Origin of the sequence: Paenibacillus sp. PDC88 (assembly GCF_900106725.1) — a bacterium.
GTDB classification, from domain to species: domain Bacteria; phylum Bacillota; class Bacilli; order Paenibacillales; family Paenibacillaceae; genus Paenibacillus; species Paenibacillus shunpengii.
Genome location: NZ_FNNT01000002.1, coordinates 618915 through 640561, shown reverse-complemented (window position 1 = coordinate 640561; position 21647 = coordinate 618915). Strand labels below are relative to the sequence as shown.

Genomic DNA, 21647 nt, shown 5'->3' with positions numbered 1-21647 from the left:
AGGTAACCCTATGAATATGAACCATTTTCTTAAGGAAGTGGGCAGAGGTAAAAGAGGCTCTCGTGATTTGACCTACGAGGAAGCCGCTAGGTGTGCAGAGCTAATCTTGTCACAAACGGCAACGCCTGTTCAGATCGGTGCTTTCCTTGCATCAGCAAGACTCAAAATGGAAAGCACGGATGAATTAAAAGCATTTGTTGACATCTGCCGCAAATATGCTGATCGCAGCTATGTTCATGAAGGCATTGATTTTGCCGGGCCATATGATGGACGCAGTAATTCTTATTACGCTTCACTAGCGACCGCGTTTGTCGTTGCAGCTGCCGGTGTCAAAGTAACACTACATGGCTCCGAGCCGCTTCCTCCCAAATGGGGAGTAACCTATCCGGTATTGTTCAGAGCACTCGGTATCAACACAGATACCGCTGATGACGCCAGCTGCCAGCAGGCAGCGGAAGCGAGCGGCGTACGCTTCGTACAAGCAGAACGATACAGCGGTAGGCTGAGCGGGCTTCGTCAGCTCCGTGAGGAAATGGGGCTGCGCACCATCTTTAATACTGCAGAGAAGCTGATTGATTACAGCCACTCTCCTTATCTGGTGTTTGGTATTTTTCATAATACCGTGTTTGAGAAAACAGCCAAGCTGTTGACGGATTTGAACTATCGAAGGGCTATGATCATTCAAGGATCGGAAGGCTCCGAAGACTTGCATATCCACAGGCCAACCCGGACCTATCTTGCGCAGAATGGTCAGACCACACTGCTCGTGCTTGATCCCGAAATGTATGATATTGATTCTTATGTTCCTGATATAAAATGGACCGCAGCCAAGCAGGCTGAAGTCACGCTCGAAGTTCTGCAAGGCAAAGGGATGATGCCGTTTATGAATCAAGTCATCTTTAATGCAGGAGTCCGGTTATATATCGCAGAGCATGCACCTTCGATCGAGGAAGGTATTTATATCAGCAAATCTCTACTTGAGAATGGAGACGCCTGGAATACTTATCAGTTGTTCCGTGAGCATATCACCCCGAACCCGGAGCCGGCAAGTGTCGTGACGGAGTTGAAATGAATCATTGTGAAGTAAACCGTATAACAAACAAGCCCTCTCTCCAGTAATCATTGGAGGAAGGGCTTGTTTGTGTGTGCAGCGTGTTATTCTGAGCTTTCAGTACGGAGTTACATCAGCTGCCGCTTCATCCATAAAATTAATGAATACGACTCGTCTGCTTCACTTGAGTAGCTGATGCCTCGTTAAGTGCACTGACTCTAAGCTCTGACCAAGGCAAATCTTCTCCATGACGATGTGTAATCGTTACAACTTTCTGCTCACCAGGAAGCAGATCAAAGTAGTTGTCACTGAATTTGACATTTCCCTTAGGCAGGTCCAGCTTGACAAATCGAGCCATATGGTCCACAGCCGTTATCGTTACCGTGCTATTCATCTCATCTACCTGAACGTGAAGATGAGTCTTCTCCAGACTTAGATCCTTCGGGTCTCTTAAGTAATAGCGATTGGCAGGGACTTGCAGCGAGCTGGATGATAACTCAATCATAACTTCACTAGGACCGAATCCTTGCAGGATATCTGCTTCATCAAGCACAGCATACACCTTCGACGAGATTGGATCTGCTTGTGCCTCATAGGAAGCCGCATAAATGATCTCTCCATCAAAAGTATATACCTTCAGGTCAATTACTCCACTCTCGGACTTCGGCGTATCATTGACAAGCCATAAACGAAGCGGTTCACCAGCTTCATATTCAAGGGATAAGAGCAAAGGATGAAAGAATCGTTTCCCGTAGTAGTAAGAGGCCTTAGGCAGAAGCTCATAATCAATCATCGCCCAGCTTGTTCCCGGCCAGCTGTCATTTAACTGCCAGACCAGCGCACCACTATTGCGGTCATTATTTCGTCTGAAATGCTCTATGCCATACTTCAGTCCTTCCGCCTGTGTAAGCATAGAGAAATTCATGTACTCTTCAATATCGGACGGAATGCCTGTATAGCCTTCCATTAACAATATCCCCTTCTGATGATTGGTGTCCTTGTTCCGGTAAGCCATTTCCTGGCTTCCCCAATAGAACTCGCCTGGGGGCATATTTTTCTCAAGTGTATAGCGATTAGCTGAGGCATGCATGCCAAATTCACTGCTAAACAGCGCATAATCTTGCTTATAATTCTTGAAGGTTACCCCTTGAATGCTGTAATCCAGCACGGGCTCTTCTCCATGCTTTCTTGGATAGACTGAGCCGTGCCAGACCTGCCAATTGTGCCGATCTCCTGTAGCGGGATCATTCGCATCCTGTCCTGACTCAGCGCCATAAGGTGATGAAGGCCAGTACGGACGGGAAGGGTCCAGCTCTTCAAGCAATTCAGGAATCAGCTCATGATAGATGCTCTCCCCGTAGAATGGACTCCGGATATCACCACTTGACGTCTTCATGTCATAGAGCCAATCAATCTCATTATTTCCACACCACAATGCAAGAGATGGGTGATTCCGCAGACGCAGCACATTATCTACCACTTCGCGTCTCACATTATCCATGAAATCCCGGTTAAAATCAGGGAACAGCGCATTTGCAAAAGCGAAATCCTGCCATACGAGGATGCCTCTGCGGTCACACGCCTCATAGAAAACGTCCTTCTCATAAATGCCGCCTGCCCATACACGCAGCATGTTCATCTGACCCTCTGCCGCGAGATCAACCAGATCGCGGTACTTCTGATCCGGGATCGATCCGATCAGATGATCGGCAGGAATCCAGTTGGCACCTTTGGCATAGACTTTGACGCCATTTAGTATAAATGCGAACGAATTTCTATCCTGCGAGTCCTTCAGCGCCAGCTCGAGTGTCCGAATACCCAAGGCTTCTTCATAGGTATCAAGCAAGTCATCGCCCTCATACAGCTTGACCTCAATTCGGTACAAATACGGCTCTCCCAAATCATGCGTCCACCAGAGCTTAGGCGCAGGAATTTCAAGCTTAAAGTCTGCACCCGCTTGTTCGACTGGAAGCTCAGCTGCAGCAGCGATCCTTCCATCATGCTCTACAATATTTATAGAAAGGCGATAATCCGCCTGCTTTACATATCTTTTAATAGCAGCGCTCACATGAACCTCTGCCTTTGCTTCCGATAGAGCTGCGGTCACTGACGCGATATGTTCAATCTTGGCATGGCGGTATTGCTTCACATGGACTTTACCCCACACACCGACAGTGACCATGCGGGGACCCCAATCCCAGCCAAAGTTCATGGCTGCCTTCCGAATCCATGGACGCTCTTTGGTATAGGAAGACCAATCAAATAACTCCTTGTCCTTATGATGCAGCGACAGCGGATCAAACTTGATTGCTACTGAATTCCACCCCTTACGGGCAATTCGGGTTATGTCAAACTGATGCGACATCAGCATATTGTCCGTCTTGCCAATCTCATGTCCATTCACATAGATGGTCGCGAACGTATCCAGACCTGCAAATTGAAGCTCGGTCTTCTCTCCGGCCTCACTGACCTGATCCAAGGTGAACGTTGTACGGTACCACCATTCTTTTTGCTCAATCCACCGGCTCTTGATGTCATTATGACCGTAATACGGCGGATCAATAATCCCCCGTTCCACTAAAGCCGTATGAACATCTCCCGGTACACTCGCCCCGATCCAGAATCGATCATCGAATCCTGGTGCGGCAAGCTCAAGCGGATTCTTCTCCCCAACGTCAAAATGCATCAGCTTCCATATACCTGACAGTTCCATCTCCAGTATGCCACTCCTCTTATTTAATTGTATGTACCTATTCGACTAGGGAATTTTCAACTCCATCTGTAAGTGTACAACGCTGCCTACTATAATGGAAGCGTTAACAGAAAAATGGTTATGAACGACTATAGCCATGCATTCAAATTAGCAGCAAATGCGGGTGATGAAAAGGAAAGTCCATACCGAAACTAACAATTCAGAATCAACAGGTAAGCAATAAAAATGAGACAATATATTCGAAACAATAAAGTAGCCAAATACTCCCATCACGGTAGAAGTAGTGTTTTAGAGTTCTACTGTCTACTATGATGGGAGCATATCGGATCGGATGCTGTTCTCTATAACAATCTGCTCTAATTACATTACGATTCTATTTCTTGGCCAAAAATGCATCAAGCTGCTTCTGCTTCTCCGCTATGATCTTATCGATACCCGCTGCCTTCAGCTTCTCTGCATATTTTGGAATCATTTCATTTGGATCTACGGCACCGGAGGTCAGTGCAGGCTTGAACTGCTTGTTAACATTGTTGACAGCAGCAATCTCATTCTTGACCGGCTGGCTGTTGAATGTGAATCCGAGTGCAGGCGATTTCACACCTCTGGCATTAAAGTCTTTAAATTTATCCCATTTCTCCGGGTCCTCATTATCCCACAAGTAGTTTAGGAATTGGTTTCCAAGCTGCCACTGAGCACCCGGGTTATAGGTTCTGTTGTTCGGATCGGTTCCTTCAGGAAGACTGATGATGTTGTCACTGCCTTCTTTTTTCACATAATGTGTGCCTTCAATTCCAAAGTTAAGCAAATTATTGACAACCGGATCGGAGTGCAGCAGATTAATGACCTGCATCGCTTTTTCCGGATTCTCGGAAGTGCGGGAGATGGCTAGCATAGCTCCTGAGGTATCACCTGTCGTTATGGTTGGCTGCGTCATCTCAATCTGAGTGAGCGGGAATCCGACATAGCTCTCTTCTTCCTTGTCCTTGCCCGGCTTCATCCCGTCCGTCCACATAAACACTTTACCTGCCTTGGCCTGATCCTTAGGGAAGACGGTTGAGGTCGCTGCATCACTATTAATGTAGCCGGCCTCATACCATTTGCGGGCAAGCGCAGCCGCTTCCTTGAATTCCGGTGTCTCCACCTCATTCAGCACTGTAGTTTCGGAACCCATCTTACGTATAACACCCGGAACAGAGGCGTCGCCGAGATAGTCCCAATCCAGGTTATCGAGCAGACCATTTCCTGTAGAGTTGGACATGTAGAATGGAGTCACGCCCGGTTCATTCTCTTTGATGGTCTTGAGCAGCGGTTCCAGATCTGCCCAAGTCTTCACATTGGTTATATCCAATTTGTACTTCTCCAGCAGATCCTTTCTGACGAGGACACCACGGGTCGCTGCCAGCTCCTTGTTACTCGGTACGCCATAATTCTTTCCATCGACCTGGGAGCCTTCGAGGAAGGCAGGATCCAAATTCTTGACAATTTCCTGTCCATGCGATTCCAGCAGATCATTCAGCGGCAGGAACGCGCTCTTCGCCACGTTGACTGTGTAATTCTGCCAGGCTGCCGTAAAGATAATATCCGATTTCTCCCCCGACGAGATCATGAGGTTCAGCTTGTTATCCCATTGACCCCAATCGATGGCATTAATCTTCAGCGTTGCGCCAATCTTTGGCTCCATATACTTATTGATCTCCGCTTCTACAAGTGCAACGTCCTTCTGCGGAGTTCCAGGATAGAACAGGGAGACTTCATAAGGCTTCTCCGTTTTACCACCTGAATCTGTACCTCCGCTCGTTCCTGTATTACTGCTCACAGGCTCCGCTTCTCCTCCTCCTCCGCAAGCACTCAGCACCATGACGAAGGTTAGAATTGCAGCGAGGAATAAAGGCTTCCTCCTTGCACGTGTCCCCCGAGCCTTTCTCTGTTGATTCATCTGCATAGACCTCCCAATAATGATTTATGAAAACATAAAATCAGCCTTTTACAGCTCCTACAGTCAGACCCTTGATGAAATAACGCTGGAAGAACGGATATGCGAGCACAATTGGTCCAATCCCTACGACCGCCATAGCCATCTGCAGCGTTTTGTTCGGAAGATCCAGCATTCCACCTTGTGAAGATATCTGCGAAGCAACGTTGGAATTGCTCGTTAAATACTGGATATCCAGCAAAGTACGGTACATTAAATACTGCAGACTGATCGTTTTGTTATCCGAAATAAAGATCATACTCAGATACCAATCGTTCCAATAATTCAGCGTACTGAACAGCGCTACCGTAGCAAGTACGGGAAGTGATAACGGCAGCACAATTCTGATAAATGTCCGCAGCTCTCCGGCTCCATCCACTCTCGCGGATTCAAGAATCGAGACAGGTATGGAATTGGCGAAGAAGGTCCGCATGACGAGTACAAAAAATGGAGACATCAGCATCGGCATGATCAGAACCCATAACGTATTTTTCAGATCAAGCAGATTGACATAAACGAGATACCAAGGTACCAATCCGCCGTTAAACAGCATGGTGAAGAAGATGAAGAAGGCGAAAAATCCTTTGTACGGCAGGTCCCGCCTCGACAGCGGATACGCATAAAATGCGGTCAACGCTACACTGATGACGGTTCCAACAACGGTTACGAAGATGGATACTCCGTAAGAGCGAACGATCTGCTCCATATCTTTGAACAAGAAATCGTAAGCGCTTATACTAAACTGCTCGGGAATGAACTTGTATCCGTTTGCGATGACTGTTGTCTCATCTGAGAGGGAAATAGACAGCACAAGCACAAGCGGCAGAATACATATAGCGGCATAGAAGATAAAAAAGGCATGAATGACAACCTTCGATTTGCCCGATATATGCAGCGGTTTACGGGAACTCATATCAGGAACTCTCCTCCTTGACTAGAATAGTGCGTTATCTTTATCGATCCTGCGGACGATGGAATTGGACACCAATACAAGCACAAATCCAACTACAGCCTGATACAAACCTGCAGCTGACGACATGCCGATGTCTCCACCAATCAGGAACGTACGGTACACATACGTATCAAGCACGTTAGTGACCGGGAACAGCGCACCGGATTCAAGCGGTACCTGATAGAACAGCCCGAAATCTGCATAGAAAATACGTCCGATCTGAAGCAGTGTCATAACAATCATTAACGGATAGAGGAACGGCACGGTTATATACCATACCTGACTCCATTTCCCCGCTCCATCCAGTACAGCAGCCTCATAATACTCTTCATCAATGCCAATGACCGCAGCCAAATAAATAACCACATAATAGCCAATGTTCTTCCAGGTATTGACGAAAGGCAGAATGTAAGGCCAATATTCCGTCTCCGTATACCAATCAATTGGCTCCTTGCCGAATAACGGCAGGAAGCTGGTGTTCATAAATCCTGAATCTTTGCCCAGGAAGGCAAGCACCAGATAACTTACGACGATCATGGACAGGAAGTAAGGAAGCAGCATCACGGATTGATAGAACTTGGATGAGAATCTCCCCTTTACTTCACTGAGCAAGATCGCCAGGCCTGCACCAAGCACCAGATTGAGTAGAATGAATACGACGTTGTAGGCCAGTGTATTGCGTGTAATCTCCCATGCGTCAGAGGTACCGAACAAGTACTTGAAATTGTCCAGCCCCGCCCACGGACTCCCCATAATTCCATCCGCGTAGTTCACATTCTTGAAAGCAATGACAACCCCAAACATCGGCAAATAATTGTTGATCAGCAAAAATACGACACCCGGCAAAAACATAAGGTACAGCACCTTGTATTTCTTAAGGTTGTACAGTATGGTCCTTTTTTTCTTTACTGTGTGTGGCATAGCTTTACCTTCGACTCCCCCTTCTCATAAGCTTCACAGCCCCTCCTACTGCAGCGGTAGCTTTATTATAAGAAGGTGTCGGGCCTGCCGAATATCACGTCTCGTAACCCCAGGTATGTGTTTTCATGACATCCGTCATTTATGCAAAAAGAACGACCGTTCTTAAACGACCGTCCTTTGTGTTTATTGCCTTTCTATCCGCTGACTGTACTCTCTTCGATACTGCTGGGGAGTCATACCTGTATGCTTCTTAAACATCTTCGTGAAATGTTGATAATTGTAATACCCGACTTTACTTGCAATATCGGTTACTGTCGACAGGGTTGTACAGAGCAGCTCCTTCGCCTTTGCAATCCTCGCCTGCGCAATATAATCCGAAATGGACAAGCCTTTTTCTTTTTTGAAAAGCCTTGATAAATAAGCCGGATGCAGCTCTGCAAACTCAGCCAGCTCCTCCCTGCCCAAGTCCTGATCAAGCCTTCCATTAATATACAGACAGACCTTCTCAATCGCAGAATACGTATCCTCCCCTTCTGGATGGAGAAGTGCAAATGCACGTGTAATTAACTGATGCGCCCAATCTCTGAGCGTTTGGATCGAGCGTGTCACTTCTCTCTCCATAGGCTCATCTCCTGAGTATAAGCTGTGTAGAGCAATACCGTTCTTGTGCAGAAGCGAAATGATGGTGTGAAGCAGCGCGTGATAAAATGACTCCAGCAGCTCAGCGGTGAGCGAGCTCTGTTGCTGCATCCAGTCAATGAGCTCATCTGTCTTTTGCAGTACTTCTTTGATTTTTCCGGTTGCCAGCAGCACGGCGATATCTTCGATCCAAGGCAGAGGCACCAGTTCCTTCACATCTGTATGTCCTGCGCGGTCTGAGCGGAGATAATAAACATCCTCACTTCCTGCGATATGGTGCCGATGCTCCTGCATCAGCATCTTATAAGCATCGGGAAGCTTCCATATGCTTGTATAATTTCCGATACAGCATGAGATCCGGGCCGAGAGATATGTACTGCATCGGGCAATATAATCTTTGCAATGATCCAGTATTTGATGGGCAGGAAGCGGCTCCTGGAGCAGGATAAGGACATATCCCCTTTGATCTAGAATGACATGTCCCGCTGCACCGCTGAGCACAATCTCCTCTGCCGCATTGCAGAGCCCGAACTCCAGGATATCCAGGTCCTTGGCCGGGAATATTCTGAGCCACTCCTCGACTTTGAATAGAATTGGCAGTATGCTCGCACTTCCCTCAACATCTGCGTGATAGATCAGCTTCAGCTCATGAAACTGAGATTCTGTGAGCGGAGAACGGCCCGAATATAGATCCTTCCAGAATTTAGTGATTCGCTTCGTACTCCAGAATCTCTCTTCATTTAGATAATCCCTATACTGTTCTTTTAATCGAGCAAATTCATCGTCAAGACTCTTTTTCTCCATAGCACGCTTTACGGTATGGATCAGATCAGCGGATTGAATCGGCTTTAGCAAATAATCGAAGCTGTGCATCTGAATTGCCTTCTGCGCGTAAGAGAATTCAGCATGCCCTGTTAAAAAGATGGTCTCCAGCTGCGGCACTTGCTCCCGGACCCAGCTTTGGAGTGACAGCCCATCCTCCTCCGGCATTTCAATGTCACAGATCATGATATCGATCTTCTCTTGTATGAGAACCTCTCTTGCTTCGTCAGCCGACATCGCCGTATAACACCTGTCAAATCCGATATCACTCCAATCCACGGCATGCTTCATGGCTTCCAGCGCGTAATATTCATCATCCACGATGAGCAAGCTGTACATCCTTATTCTCCTCTCTCACGTTGCTGCTCTCTGTATAGTTAATCGTCAAGTATACTAAGGCTCCGCCATCAGGGCCGTTCTCAAACTGTATCCGAGGCTCGAATCCCTTGACTTTCTCAAGCCGATGCTTGACATTCCATATTCCAATGCTTCGTCCGGTTGCTTCTTCAGGATGCAGCTCTCCCTGCTGAAGCCTTACGAGTACGTCCTCGGAGAAACCCGTGCCGTTATCCTGAATTCGTATTGTCAGCTGCTGTTCATCGGGGACATAATCAAGCATAATATCCAAATGTAGTATGCTCCTCCCTTTTCGGAAGCCATGGACAATTGAATTCTCTACAAAAGGCTGTATGGTGAGCGGTGGAATCAGCATTTCTTCAATATCCGGATTCATGGTCAGCCCATATTGCAGACGTTCAGGAAAACGCAGCTTTTGAATTTCGAGATAATTTTTAATATGCAGGATTTCATCCTTGATCGTAATCAGGCTTCGATCCGCCTGCATACTGAAGCGAAAATAGCCGGCAAGATGCTCCGCCATCTTCTGAACGAGCTCATGCTTGTGAAGTGCGGCAAGACTATGAATAATGTGAAGTGAATTGAGATAAAAATGCGGATTAATCTGCATTTGAAGCTGCTTGAGCTCAGCCTCCTGTACACGAAGCTGCTCCTCGTACATGCTTATCTTCAGCTGCTGGACTTCTTCGGTCATTTGGTTAAACGTATCTGTTACAAAAGTAAATTCAGGCGAAGAGGATGGTCTTAGCTTCACACTCAGATCGCCCCTGCTGACCTTTCTCATTCCGGTTATCAGTGTATTCATCGGTTTAAACAACACCTGTCTCAAGAAGAACAATACAGAGACAAGCAGTAGAACAGCCACGACTGGGATAAACCGGATAATCTGCTGAAATACAGGCAGGTTCCGTACAATGCTCGCTTCGGGCAGCATGACAACATAATGAATGGCTCCGTCATGTGCGGGAACGTCAATTAGTAAATATCGTTCTTCTCGTTCAGAATCACCTACGATTTCGTAGAGCGAATCCTCTTCTGACTTCTCTAATTGAAATGCGGACGCAAGCTTCACCACATTGTCAGGCACCACTGTGCCGGAGAGCGCCTCCCCTTCTCCTGATAAAATAACCGATCCTCCGCCTTCGCCCCAATCCGCACGGTGTATACGCTCATTTAAGCTGTTGATCGGCACCCAGGCCCCAGCGATGAATTGCTCGTTAATACGCACCGTTTTTACGAGATGATAGGTTCCCTTGGTCTGAACAATTTCCCATTTATGTGTCGGGACTTCTGCGTCTACCGAAGCAGCTGCAGGCATAATGGCTGAGAGAGCATTTATTTTCTCATCATACCCCCGCTGTGTAGCTAGCAGCGTATCCTTATGAACGGTATCATACAGAAACAAGCCGTCCAGGAGATCATAGAACCCGAGATCTGTCCTGAATTTATTTACGATCCTCTGCTTAGCAATCGTGTAGTCACCACTGCCATAGGGCAGAAAAAACAACGAAATGATATCTGGATCCTGTTCCCCCAAACTATATAAGTAGCGATTAGTTTCTTTAAGGATGCGCTCGTTCTCTTCGACATTTTTGAGGACATAGTTTCGGTTTGTCAGAGATACCTGGTCGCGAACCACACTCATCGCATACACATTGTTAAAGTATAGAAACAGCACGAGCGGAGCCATAATCAAGCAAAAGCCGGTGATAAATTTAAAACGCAAGGATGATCTTGAACGGAGTTTCATCTGCTGCACTCTCCACTTTCTATAACGAATGAAAACGTTATCAACTATAGCATCTTCTCTAATTCGCTGGAATAATAAGGAATCCTTTTTCCTGTTCATCATAATTTAAGGAAAATTATGAATGAATTTCAATTGTCAATCATTCCAAGCGCATTGTCATGAAGGTTACATAACAAGTTATAGAATTACAATTTATGTGATATGAATCACAATATATTCTCTTCACTTTCATTATGATAATGACATAAATAACGGATTACCTGGGGGGCAAGCATGATGAATACAACGAAGGAAAAATTGGTCATCATCGGCAATGGTATGGCAGGGATCAGCACGGTAGAACAGATCCTTAAGCTGACAACAAGATTTGATATTACGGTCTTTGGCAGCGAGCCTTATCCGAACTATAATCGGATTATGTTATCTTATGTTCTGGAAGGCAGCAAGACGGTAGAGGATATTATTCTGAACGATTTGGAATGGTACGACAATCAAGGTATTCGTCTTTATACAGGAACCAAAGTGGAACGCATCGACGCAAATACGCGTGAAGTGATTACAGAGAATGGACTCAAGGTACCCTATGACAAGGTTATCATTGCTACAGGCTCAAACTCCTTTATCCTTCCTGTACCAGGCAGTGATAAACAAGGTGTGGTTGGTTTCCGGGACATTGCTGACTGTAATGAAATGCTTGAAGCGTCTAAACAATATAGCAAAGCGGCCGTAATCGGCGGCGGACTGCTCGGTCTTGAAGCTGCGAAAGGACTCGTCCAGCTCGGAATGGACGTTACTGTAGTTCACTTGATGGACACCCTCATGGAGCGTCAACTGGATCGAGATGCTTCACAGATGCTCTTAGCAGAGCTTGAGCGGCAAGGAATTAAGTTCAAGATGGGAGCACAAACGAAAGAGCTGTACGGTGACAACAGGGTTCAAGGATTGCGATTTGCTGACGATACGGAGCTGGAAGCCGATTTTGTCGTTATGGCAGTTGGCATCAAGCCAAATATCGGTGTTGCACGGGATAGCGGAATTGATGTAAATCGTGGTATCGTGGTCGATGATTATATGCGCACTTCTATGGAAGATGTCTATGCGGTCGGAGAATGTGCAGAGCATCGCGGCACTTGTTATGGCCTTGTCGCTCCTCTGTTTGAGCAAGGTATGGTGCTTGCCAAGCACATCAGCGGAGCAGATACAGCTCCTTATGAAGGCTCTGTGGTATCCACGAAGCTCAAAATATCGGGTGTGGATGTGTTCTCGACCGGTAAATTTATCGAAGGACAAGAGCACACGGTTATCTCCCAGAAGGACGATTGGAAACGTACGTATAAGAAAATATTGCTTAAAGACAATGTAATGGTCGGAGCCGTCTTGTTCGGAAATATTGACAGCTCTGCCGAGCTTCAGAAGCTGATCAAGCAGCACGCTGTTATGACAGATGAACTGTACAGCTCCCTGATGGGAACCGGCTGCGGCGGTCATAAGAAAGCAAGCGCAGTGGATACCATGTCTGATGATGAAATTGTGTGCGGATGTAATGGCGTTACCAAAGGTACAATTGTCAATGCCATTACCGTTGAAGGCAAGACCACTCTCGATGAAATTAAGGCATGCACTGGTGCTACACGCTCCTGCGGAGGATGTAAGCCTGTCGTAGAACAGATTCTGCAATATGTGCTTGGAGACGGATTTGCAGCTAATGCCAAACAAGGAATTTGTGGCTGCACCGATCTCAGCCGAGATGAGATTGTCGCGGAAATACGTGAAAAAGGGCTCAGCACCACCAAAGAAGTAATGAATGTGCTTGGCTGGAAGCAGCCAGAAGGCTGCTCCAAATGCCGCCCTGCCATTAACTATTATCTAGGCATGGTTCATCCGGGAACGCACAAAGATGAGAAAGAATCGCGTTTTGTTAACGAGCGCTTGAACGCCAACATTCAAAAAGACGGCACATACACGGTTGTACCTCGGATGTATGGCGGTATGACGACTCCTGAGGATCTCAAGAAGATCGCCGATGTTTCTGTGAAATACAATGTGAAGCTTGTCAAAGTAACGGGTGGCCAGCGCCTGGATCTGGTAGGTGTCAAGAAGGAAGACCTTCCTAAAGTATGGGAAGAGCTTGATATGCCATCAGGTTATGCATATGCCAAATCATTAAGAACCGTCAAGACCTGTGTTGGCTCCCAGTTCTGCCGATTCGGAACGCAGGATTCCATGAGTATGGGCTCTCTTCTGGAGCACAAATTTGAACGGCTCGATTTTCCAGCCAAATTCAAAATGGCCGTTAACGGATGTCCACGGAACTGCGCAGAAGCGTGCACGAAGGATATCGGGATTGTCGGCAATGACGGCGGCTGGGAGATCTTTATCGGCGGCAACGGCGGAATCAAGGCTCGTCTTGCAGATTCCATCGGTAAAGTGAAGACAGATGAAGAGCTTATTGAAGTGTGCAGTGCTGTAATACAGTATTACCGTGAAACCGGCAAGTACCTCGAAAGAACGTCTGAGTGGGTTGAACGAATGGGACTTGAACAGATCAAAGCCGTTGTCATGGATAATGAAGAAGAGCGCAAGGCACTTCAAGACAGAGTCGAGCTGGCCCTTCGTTATGTAGAGGATCCATGGAAGAAGGTTCTTGGAGACACAGAAGTACAGCAGCAATTGTATGGCGTGAAAGTGAATTGATCTCGAAAGGAGAATGCTCCGCATGAACACTGAGGCTAAAACATTCCACACCGCAGGACAAATCTCTGATTTCCCTGCACAATTAGGCCGGGTTGTTACTATTGAGGGTATAGAGATTGCCGTCTTCCATCTGTCGAACGGGGATATCTGTGCTGTAGAGAATCATAATCCTCATCCCAAAGGCGGTCCTCTTGCAGAAGGCATCGTATCAGGTCATTATGTGTACGATCCGCTGTATGATTGGAAAATTGACCTGTACACTGGTCAAGTACAGGAACCCGATACCGGTGAGGTTCAGGTCTTCCCTGTAAAAATCGAGAATAATACCGTCTGGATTGCAGTCTAGCACACCCTATAGGAGCGGGAGGAATCGAATCCATGTTTAAACCTACTGTAGAAGCCATCATCGAGGCAGCGGTAAACAAGAGAGATTATATGAATGAACAGCTGCCCCGATATTTTATATCCACCCTGCTTGCAGGAGCCTATGTTGGTCTAGCCATTATCTTAATATTTACCCTGGGAGGCCCACTAGCGGCAGCCGGATCTCCCTTCCAGGGCTTGGTCATGGGTGCATCCTTCGGACTCGCCCTCACCCTGGTCATATTCGCAGGATCAGAACTATTTACAGGTAACCATATGTTTTTTACCATGAGCACATTGGCTGGAAGAACGACGTATAAGGATACGTTCAAGAATTGGGGAATCGTATTTGTCGGCAATTTAATCGGCGCATTGCTGCTATGTCTTCTGATTCTCGGTACCGGATTATTCAAGGCAGCTCCTGCCGAGCACCTTATATTTACAGCTGCAGCGAATAAAATGACCGCTCCTTTAACCGAGCTGTTCTTTCGAGGAATATTATGTAACTGGCTCGTCTGCCTTGCCATCTGGATGAGCTTCCGGGCCAAGGACGATATCTCAAAGCTCGTCCTCATATGGTGGTGCCTGTTCGCATTCATCGCCAGCGGCTATGAGCACAGTGTCGCTAATATGACCTTACTGTCACTCGCCTCCCTGCTTCCAAATGCACCCGAAGTGATCACACTTGGAGGCTGGCTCCACAATATGATCCCGGTTACCCTTGGTAACATGGTTGGGGGGATCTTGTTTATGGGCATGGCTTACTGGTTTATCTCGCCGGTAAAATCCAAGAAAGTATCCAATGCTCCTACGGAACATGCAGACGCCGTTCATAAGCATGTATCATAGATTCATCCTGTAATGATGGATTAACACAAACTAATAAATATGGCTCTGTGGATGATCCACAGAGCCATTCCTATTGTTTTATTTTTTGGGTGTAATCGTAACTGCCCTGCTCCCTAGACTCTCATTATGAAGCCGATCTGCGGCCGTAATGACATAGGTGTAAGTTCCTGGCGGAATCCCCGCATCCTCAAAGCTCTGCTTTTTCTGATCCGATCGCTGTACGATCTTTCTTATATTTTCCGCATGATCCAAGTTACCTGCACTATCTCCAATGAAGCGATAGATGACATAATAGCCCTCATCACCGCCTCCTGAATTCCACTCCAGCCTTACTGCTTTTTTGGTGGAGTTGGCTTTCACTTTAACTGGAGCGTTTGGTGCCTGATTATCAAGCCATGGCATCTCCGGAACAAGTGCCGGTGCACTAAAGAGGTCATTACTAAGTCGATCCGTGATTCCAAGCACATTATCTGTAAACCATTTTGCACTGAAGAAGGCCCCGCCCTTGACCTCCTCATAATTCCGGTTATAAGCAATCTGATTCGGAATTTCCTCGGGGTTCAGCCAGCCATCTACTGTGCCATTACGGTATAGTGCCTGCCCTATATACAGATGAACATCCTTATTCGTGACAATGCCTTTCCACCAATCTGTCAGCTTGTCGTATGCGGCCGGTCCATAACCCATGTACCAATATATTTGAGGCATAATGTAGTCGATCCACTCTTCATCGACCCATTTCTTAGAGTCGGCATAAATCGCATCATAGCTGCTAAGACCATTCGTATCTGAACCAGATGGATCTGTCGTTTTGTTTTTCCATATTCCAAAAGGGCTGATACCATATTTTACATTACTCTTCTCTTGCTTGATCGCTTCTCCGACTTCCTGAACAAAGCGGTTCACATTATCCCTGCGCCAATCTGCAATGCTTGCGAACTCGTTACCGTATTCCATATACGTATCACGATCTGGGAATTCTCCGCTTGCAGCGGGATATGGATAAAAATAATCATCAAAATGAACACCATCAATATCGTAATTTCTTACAACCTCTATAATGCTGTCGATGATATATTCCTTCGCCTCAGGGACACCCGGATTAAAATACAGCTTGCCTCCGTAAGATTCTACCCATTCTGGATGCAATCTTGCCGGATGATCCTCTGTCAGCTTGGTGATATCGTTGTGCATGCTGACTCGATAAGGATTAAACCAGGCGTGAAATTCCATTCCACGCTGATGCGCTTCCTCCAGCATAAACGCTAACGGATCATATCCTGGATCCACACCCTGCACTCCCGTAAGCCATTCAGACCATGGCGCATATTCGGACGGATAGAAAGCGTCTGCTGTCGGCTTCACTTGTACGATCAATGTATTAATGCCGGTGTTTTCAAGCCGGTCGAGCAGATCACGGAACTGCTTCTGCTGCTCTATCGGTTGAGTTGTTCCTTTGATCGGCCAATCTATATTCTCTACGGTTGCAATCCACGCTGCGCGTACTTCACGCTTCGGTGCCTCCTGTGGAAGGTTTACTACGATATAAGCTGAGGCACTGATCCCGTTGTAAGTTATCGTGATTCGAGAACCACCCACAGCATGTCCTGTCAATACACCATCCTCGGACACCGAGACAATCTCCGGCCGGCTGCTGGTATAGCGAAGTCCTTCTGTAATTGGCACCGGCTCTGGAAGCAAAGAATAGATCCCATTCACTTGGAATTCATCTGTATTTCCGATGGTAAGAGCCGAGGGTCCAATAAGCTCCAAGCTTTGCAGCACAGGTACAGGTTCAGTTACCCTAACCGTAAGCTCAGCTCTGTGACCGCCATATTCAGCAATAAGCTTCGCCGTACCGGCTGTATGAGCTTGAATCATGCCGTATTCGTCTACCGTCAGCACTTCCGGATGGAGGCTAATGAGCTCAGCTTCATTCGTTATTAGAAAAGGTGAAGCATAATCCGCATATTCGGCATACAACCGAAGGGTATCAGAATCGCCTATTTCCAGCTGAGAGGGTCCGGACATATGAATAGATATAGGAAGAACCTCACCTTCCGTCACTTCTATTTCAATCTCTTCGGATACGCCGTTATGGACAGCCGTAATGAGTGCTCGGCCTGGTGATATAGCGTGAATTGTTCCATAGGTATCACTAGAAACTGTAGCGATCGATTGGTTACTGCTAGTGAAAGTGACCCCTTCTTCGAGCAGAACCGGGTGAGTTCCTCCTTCGTAGGTAGCATAGGTCGTTAGTTCAGCGGAGTTTCCCGCTTGAATAGGCTGTCCTCCGATAATATCAAGCCCATAGATATCCTGATCCGTATAAAAAGCGCTCAGTTGATCGAAATAGAGAGCACCACTATTTTTGTTGGTATCTTTTGTTTCTGCCACATAAATGTGGTTGAGTTTGAGCGGGGGAGTAAGCGCAGCCGGGATTTGCAGGGTAATGTACTTCCAGCCGGTCCAGCTTAATCCTGAAGCTGAGGTGAAATCTGCAGCGGTTTTGGTTCCGAGGGAGTCCTCTATTTGTGCTCTGAGCCAGTGATTACCACCATCACCATACACCCATATACCGAGTTTGGACGGCATTCCGGGCAGAGGTTTTCCGATTCCTCCCTGATCATTCTTAAACTGCATATATGCAGCAGAGGTTCCAGATTTTCCAGTGAAATCATAGGTAAGATTAACGGCATGATGACCATAATATATCGTTTGGGGTCTGTCTACGAGGGACAAAGAGGCCGAATTGGCTCCCACATAGAAGCTGGATAGCAGGCGGAGTGACTCAAATTCTTCAATCGTTTGCTTATATCGCTCTGTATGATTATCCTCAGCGTAAGCTGTCAACGTTGTTAATCTTAGACTGGAGCTTCCCAGCATTAGAAATAAAGAGATTATGAGTATGCATGACAGTAGCTGCTTCAATGAAAACTTGTTGTGCATTGACACGATTACTGATCACTCCTTCGTAAAGGCGGATTGTTGTAACTTGCGTCATGACCGCAGCTCCTGTTAAGGCTGCATCTTGTACGCTAAAGCTCTCTTCCAATCTATTCATATGTTCTAAGTCTATGAATTATTATGCAAAACTCCCAGCACAAAAAAATCAGCCTAAATAAAGGCCGACTCATCAAAAAAAGGAGTATTAGTCTAGATGCCGCTCGTACATAAACCACGAACAGAATCGAACTAGGGGAACAAGCAGAAAGATAGCACCCACATATCCATTAATAAAAATAAATGAAATGATGGAGAGCAGAATTGATACAGCAGTCATCCAATTGGATGCGGTCCCGTTGATCGGCTCATCACTGATAACGAAGGATTGACATCCCTTGAGAGCGCTGGCATAACAAGCATTATGGTAAGCCAATAATGACATGAATGATAAGCTGACGACCAAATCGTGTCTGGATTCAATCTCTGCATGACAGTGTACACAGAATATAGTTCTAGTATGTCCCACAGCGGTGCCTCCCTATCTGCTACAATTCCAGCTATTATACCACAATATGGTAATTACATCATCTCTACTTCACTCGCAGTACTTGCCCTACATAAATGGTATAGTTCGCATCGAGATCATTCCACGCCTTAATATCCGCAAGGGTACTGCCATACCTCCGGCTCAGCGCATACACCGTATCTCCGCTTACGACCGTATGATAAATAACATTTGTTTTCTTGACCAGGTTAAAATTTTTTACGAGTCCATTCACATGTCCACGAGCTACAGCATCGAGATGTGCATTAGACGCGAGCAAAGCAGCATCCGCTGCGGAATCTATGAATCCATTCTCAGTTAGAATTGCTGGCATATTGGATTCTCTTAATACGTGAAAATTAGCCGATTTACGTCCCCGATCTGTCATTGCGATCATCTTCATGATTTCTGTATGAATGTTCGTCTGATAGGTTGTGGTGGGAGCTGTCGAACCTGGATAAATAAAGTCCTCATAGCCTGTACCCCCGCCGGCATTAATGTGAATAGACAAGAAGTAATCTGCTCCCCAAACGTTAGCAGCATCGGTTCTTTGCGTCAGTGTGACGGTCTCATCGCCTGTACGGCTCATCAGTACAGATACATTCTGATACTCAGCCAGCAGGATCGAGCGGATCTTGGATGCAATGGTAAGTGTCAGCGCTTTTTCTTGAAGTCCATTCCCTACAGCTCCGCTGTCTGTTCCTCCATGGCCCGGATCAATAAATATTTTGACCATATTGATCACCTCCACTCCCATTCTATGATTTTGTGCTGACTTATGCTTGGACACTTCCAGTCGATTCGTAGAGAGAAGTTACTTCTGTAATTGGACTGATATGCATAAGCTAGTTATTGATTCATAGAAGCTATACAAGCTATATGCCTTGTTTGAGGTTAGGAGTGATTGAAGTGAAAGAAGCCAAAAGGGAATCCTTCATCGCCAAGTATTTACAACAGCTGTTAAACGTCATGCTCTTACTGCTTGCAATTATCCTGTCTATGTTTCTTGTCCGTAAAACGATGGTCATTCTTGACAGCTTATTGATTCAAAGCGAGCCAACCTCCTACTACTATCTTACCGAAGGAATATTGGTTTATTTTCTATATTTTGAGTTTCTATCTCTTATTGTGAAATACTTTACGCATAATTACCACTTCCCTCTGAGGTACTTCATCTATATCGGTATCACTGCCATTATTCGGCTTATCATTATTAACCATGAAGATCCAATCGATACCTTTACGTATTGTCTCTCTATTCTTGTTCTTGTGATTACCCTCTTTATAGCAAATACGAGGAATTTAGATGCGAATTAATATCAGTAAGCTGCACATTTATCAAAAAAATAAAAAAGCAAGGGAGCATTATCCTTGCTTTTTGGAAGTTTACATATTCAAGAAAGTCCAATCAAGCTATTGAAAATTCCGCACAGCTGTACGTTATAACACTTTTGTCATGAAGACACTATATGGATCTTCTATGTAATCCGCAAACGGAGGGCAGTACTCAAAGCCGCATTGTTCATACATGATCCTTGCGGGGATAAAATCATCCGTCGATCCTGTTTCCAGTGAAAGTCTTCCGTATCCACGATTCTTCGCCTCGGTTATAATGTGATTCAGCATCAGCCTGGCGACACCCTTTCGCAGATGCCCATCAGCGGTTCGCATGGACTTTACTTCACCATGTTCAGAATCGAGTTCCTTAAGAGCTCCGCACCCCAGCAGTTCACCGTCTTCCCATACACTCCAGAACGTGACCTCAGGCTGCTTCAAGCCGTTCAGATCCAGCGCATGTACGCTTTCAGGAGGAGAATGATCGAGCATGCTTGCTATATGATGTCTTATCAAATGTTGAATCTCCACACCGCTTAAATCGTCAATTCTAATCTCCATCCGTATCTGTCACACTCCTGTTTTTATTAGCATCATCTCGTGATCTGAATTCATCTTAACAGGATATGAGGATGTACAAAAGTAGTATTTTTCTGCTGCCGCTGGGTGGTTCAACTCTTCTTCAGAGCCGGATTCCAACCGTCATTCCCCTGTAGAACCTCAGCTGGTGAATAGGTATGAAGCTGCTCTGGTTTAAGTTCCTTAGCCCATTCGACTCTCTCACCTTCAGCGCCAGGACCATGACTGTCATACTCCACATAGCCTACCGTCTGCTCTCGCTCCCGCTTCCCCCAATTGTGCCAGCCTGCGGTGTGAATATGCTGCCCGAGTTCACAGTTTATAAATGCGGTTTTGGCATATTCACGCCATGGTCTGCCTAAATACACTGACTTCGGCTCTGCATTACCCGTTAAGGTGCAGTTCCAGAACACATACCCGAAATTCACGTCTCTCGCCGTCGATGCAGCGGTTATATATCCTGGGGCTGTACTGTCTATAATTCCGTCTCCATTTACATTTCTGCGCTTGGAGAACACCTCGCATTCTACAAATACCGCCGTCGCCGAACCAAAAATAAAATCAACATCTCCTTCGATATAACAGGACTCATAATATTGACGCACAGGGAGTCTAGGGAAAATGTCACGCGGACCTCCAAAGCTGCCTCGATCGATCGGCTGTTCCGGAAGCGGCCCCGTAAATAGAGTGTCCTGATGTCCAAGCAATCGACAATGGTAAAAAGATACCCGATCACCATCCACATAGGCCGCGATGGCTTGACCAATCGACTCCCCATTTCCTGCACTGTTTTCTATGGTCAGATGACTGACCGTTACATCATCACTGGAAATTAAGAGGGTATATGTATTAAACGTGTGATATGGACTGCCGTCCGAAAATAACTTGCGTGCATAATCTCCGTATGTAATGATGGTCTCTTCCGCATCCTCGCCTACAAGATGAATCCCTGGATGGCTTAGATGAATCTTCTCTTGATATGTACCTGCTCTTATATATATGGTACAGCGCTCAGAGCTCCCGGCTCTAAGATTGGGGATTTGATCCATCGCTTCCTGAATTGAAGTAAAGTCAGCCGTGCCATCTTGTGATACCGTTATTTCAATCACTTGATTAGCCCTCCTTTAGCAAAAAGAACCCGATCAATCCTTAGACTGAAT

At 46.2% G+C, this 21647-nt stretch carries 17 protein-coding genes; 5 read left to right on the top strand and 12 right to left on the bottom strand.

The annotated features are described in order from the left end of the window. Positions 1-10 precede the first annotated feature (10 nt). Entirely contained in the window at positions 11-1072 is a 1062-nt protein-coding gene (locus tag BLW49_RS09500) for an anthranilate phosphoribosyltransferase (RefSeq protein WP_090724248.1), read from the top strand. Positions 1073-1208: 136 nt separating this feature from the next. On the opposite strand, the gene BLW49_RS09495 is transcribed toward BLW49_RS09500, so the two are convergent. The 6 genes from BLW49_RS09495 to BLW49_RS09470 form a co-directional block, all read right to left on the bottom strand. Continuing rightward, positions 1209-3764, bottom strand: coding sequence for a beta-mannosidase (locus tag BLW49_RS09495; RefSeq protein WP_090724246.1), 2556 nt, complete (start codon positions 3762-3764; stop codon positions 1209-1211). 373 nt (positions 3765-4137) lie between these two features. Next, entirely contained in the window at positions 4138-5700 is a 1563-nt protein-coding gene (locus tag BLW49_RS09490; protein ID WP_090724245.1) for an ABC transporter substrate-binding protein, read from the bottom strand. 40 nt (positions 5701-5740) lie between these two features. Then, a complete protein-coding gene (locus tag BLW49_RS09485) occupies positions 5741-6649 on the bottom strand; it encodes a carbohydrate ABC transporter permease (protein WP_090724243.1) in 909 nt (302 codons plus the stop codon). Between the two features lie 21 nt (positions 6650-6670). After that, on the bottom strand, positions 6671-7609 hold the full coding sequence (locus BLW49_RS09480) for an ABC transporter permease (protein WP_076313676.1): 939 nt from the start codon (positions 7607-7609) through the stop codon (positions 6671-6673). Positions 7610-7792: 183 nt separating this feature from the next. Further along, a complete protein-coding gene (locus BLW49_RS09475; protein WP_076313675.1) occupies positions 7793-9409 on the bottom strand; it encodes a response regulator transcription factor in 1617 nt (538 codons plus the stop codon). Beyond that, entirely contained in the window at positions 9384-11177 is a 1794-nt protein-coding gene (locus tag BLW49_RS09470; protein WP_177178691.1) for a sensor histidine kinase, read from the bottom strand. Before BLW49_RS09470 ends, BLW49_RS09475 begins: the two co-directional genes overlap by 26 nt. Positions 11178-11453: 276 nt before the next feature. Here BLW49_RS09470 and nirB point away from each other — a divergent pair, with 276 nt between their 5' ends. From nirB to BLW49_RS09455, 3 genes are read left to right on the top strand one after another with little or no spacing between them, the layout of a single operon-like run. Further along, a complete protein-coding gene (gene nirB / locus BLW49_RS09465; protein ID WP_090724240.1) occupies positions 11454-13871 on the top strand; it encodes a nitrite reductase large subunit NirB in 2418 nt (805 codons plus the stop codon). Between the two features lie 22 nt (positions 13872-13893). Continuing rightward, positions 13894-14217, top strand: a complete 324-nt coding sequence (gene nirD / locus BLW49_RS09460) for a nitrite reductase small subunit NirD (RefSeq protein ID WP_090724239.1) — start codon at positions 13894-13896, stop codon at positions 14215-14217. A gap of 32 nt (positions 14218-14249) precedes the next feature. Beyond that, positions 14250-15083 (top strand): formate/nitrite transporter family protein, encoded by an 834-nt coding sequence (locus BLW49_RS09455; protein WP_090724238.1) that lies wholly within the window; start codon positions 14250-14252, stop codon positions 15081-15083. 78 nt (positions 15084-15161) lie between these two features. On the opposite strand, the gene BLW49_RS09450 is transcribed toward BLW49_RS09455, so the two are convergent. The 4 genes from BLW49_RS09450 to BLW49_RS09445 form a co-directional block, all read right to left on the bottom strand. Next, positions 15162-17936, bottom strand: coding sequence for a family 10 glycosylhydrolase (locus BLW49_RS09450; protein WP_256209684.1), 2775 nt, complete (start codon positions 17934-17936; stop codon positions 15162-15164). Beyond that, the gene (locus tag BLW49_RS29125) at positions 17920-18087 is read right to left on the bottom strand and encodes a hypothetical protein (protein WP_256209683.1); all 168 of its coding nucleotides are present in this window, start codon (positions 18085-18087) and stop codon (positions 17920-17922) included. Before BLW49_RS29125 ends, BLW49_RS09450 begins: the two co-directional genes overlap by 17 nt. 147 nt (positions 18088-18234) lie before the next feature. Next, entirely contained in the window at positions 18235-18555 is a 321-nt protein-coding gene (locus tag BLW49_RS28520) for a hypothetical protein (protein ID WP_143042100.1), read from the bottom strand. Positions 18556-18619: 64 nt separating this feature from the next. After that, entirely contained in the window at positions 18620-19309 is a 690-nt protein-coding gene (locus tag BLW49_RS09445; RefSeq protein WP_090724236.1) for an N-acetylmuramoyl-L-alanine amidase, read from the bottom strand. Positions 19310-19482: 173 nt separating this feature from the next. Between BLW49_RS09445 and psiE the strand changes: the two genes are divergently transcribed. Continuing rightward, positions 19483-19890 carry a phosphate-starvation-inducible protein PsiE gene (gene psiE / locus BLW49_RS09440; RefSeq protein WP_256209682.1) on the top strand — a complete coding sequence of 136 codons (408 nt, stop codon included), beginning with the start codon at positions 19483-19485 and terminating at the stop codon, positions 19888-19890. A gap of 123 nt (positions 19891-20013) precedes the next feature. Here the strand turns inward: psiE and BLW49_RS09435 are convergent, their stop codons facing one another. Both BLW49_RS09435 and BLW49_RS09430 read right to left on the bottom strand, forming a co-directional pair. Beyond that, positions 20014-20469, bottom strand: a complete 456-nt coding sequence (locus BLW49_RS09435) for a GNAT family N-acetyltransferase (RefSeq protein ID WP_076313668.1) — start codon at positions 20467-20469, stop codon at positions 20014-20016. Between the two features lie 110 nt (positions 20470-20579). Then, the gene (locus BLW49_RS09430) at positions 20580-21596 is read right to left on the bottom strand and encodes a pectinesterase family protein (protein WP_218145883.1); all 1017 of its coding nucleotides are present in this window, start codon (positions 21594-21596) and stop codon (positions 20580-20582) included. Positions 21597-21647: the final 51 nt, after the last annotated feature.

Coding starts and splice junctions, on each gene's coding strand:
- BLW49_RS09485 (WP_090724243.1), bottom strand. CDS start 6,649: ATGAGTTCCCGTAAACCGCTGCATATATCGGGCAAATCGAAGGTTGTC.
- BLW49_RS29125 (WP_256209683.1), bottom strand. CDS start 18,087: ATGACGCAAGTTACAACAATCCGCCTTTACGAAGGAGTGATCAGTAAT.
- BLW49_RS09470 (WP_177178691.1), bottom strand. CDS start 11,177: ATGAAACTCCGTTCAAGATCATCCTTGCGTTTTAAATTTATCACCGGC.
- BLW49_RS09495 (WP_090724246.1), bottom strand. CDS start 3,764: ATGGAACTGTCAGGTATATGGAAGCTGATGCATTTTGACGTTGGGGAG.
- BLW49_RS09500 (WP_090724248.1), top strand. CDS start 11: ATGAATATGAACCATTTTCTTAAGGAAGTGGGCAGAGGTAAAAGAGGC.
- BLW49_RS09480 (WP_076313676.1), bottom strand. CDS start 7,609: ATGCCACACACAGTAAAGAAAAAAAGGACCATACTGTACAACCTTAAG.
- nirD (WP_090724239.1), top strand. CDS start 13,894: ATGAACACTGAGGCTAAAACATTCCACACCGCAGGACAAATCTCTGAT.
- BLW49_RS09435 (WP_076313668.1), bottom strand. CDS start 20,469: ATGGAGATTAGAATTGACGATTTAAGCGGTGTGGAGATTCAACATTTG.
- nirB (WP_090724240.1), top strand. CDS start 11,454: ATGAATACAACGAAGGAAAAATTGGTCATCATCGGCAATGGTATGGCA.
- BLW49_RS09490 (WP_090724245.1), bottom strand. CDS start 5,700: ATGAATCAACAGAGAAAGGCTCGGGGGACACGTGCAAGGAGGAAGCCT.
- BLW49_RS09455 (WP_090724238.1), top strand. CDS start 14,250: ATGTTTAAACCTACTGTAGAAGCCATCATCGAGGCAGCGGTAAACAAG.
- BLW49_RS09445 (WP_090724236.1), bottom strand. CDS start 19,309: ATGGTCAAAATATTTATTGATCCGGGCCATGGAGGAACAGACAGCGGA.
- BLW49_RS09475 (WP_076313675.1), bottom strand. CDS start 9,409: ATGTACAGCTTGCTCATCGTGGATGATGAATATTACGCGCTGGAAGCC.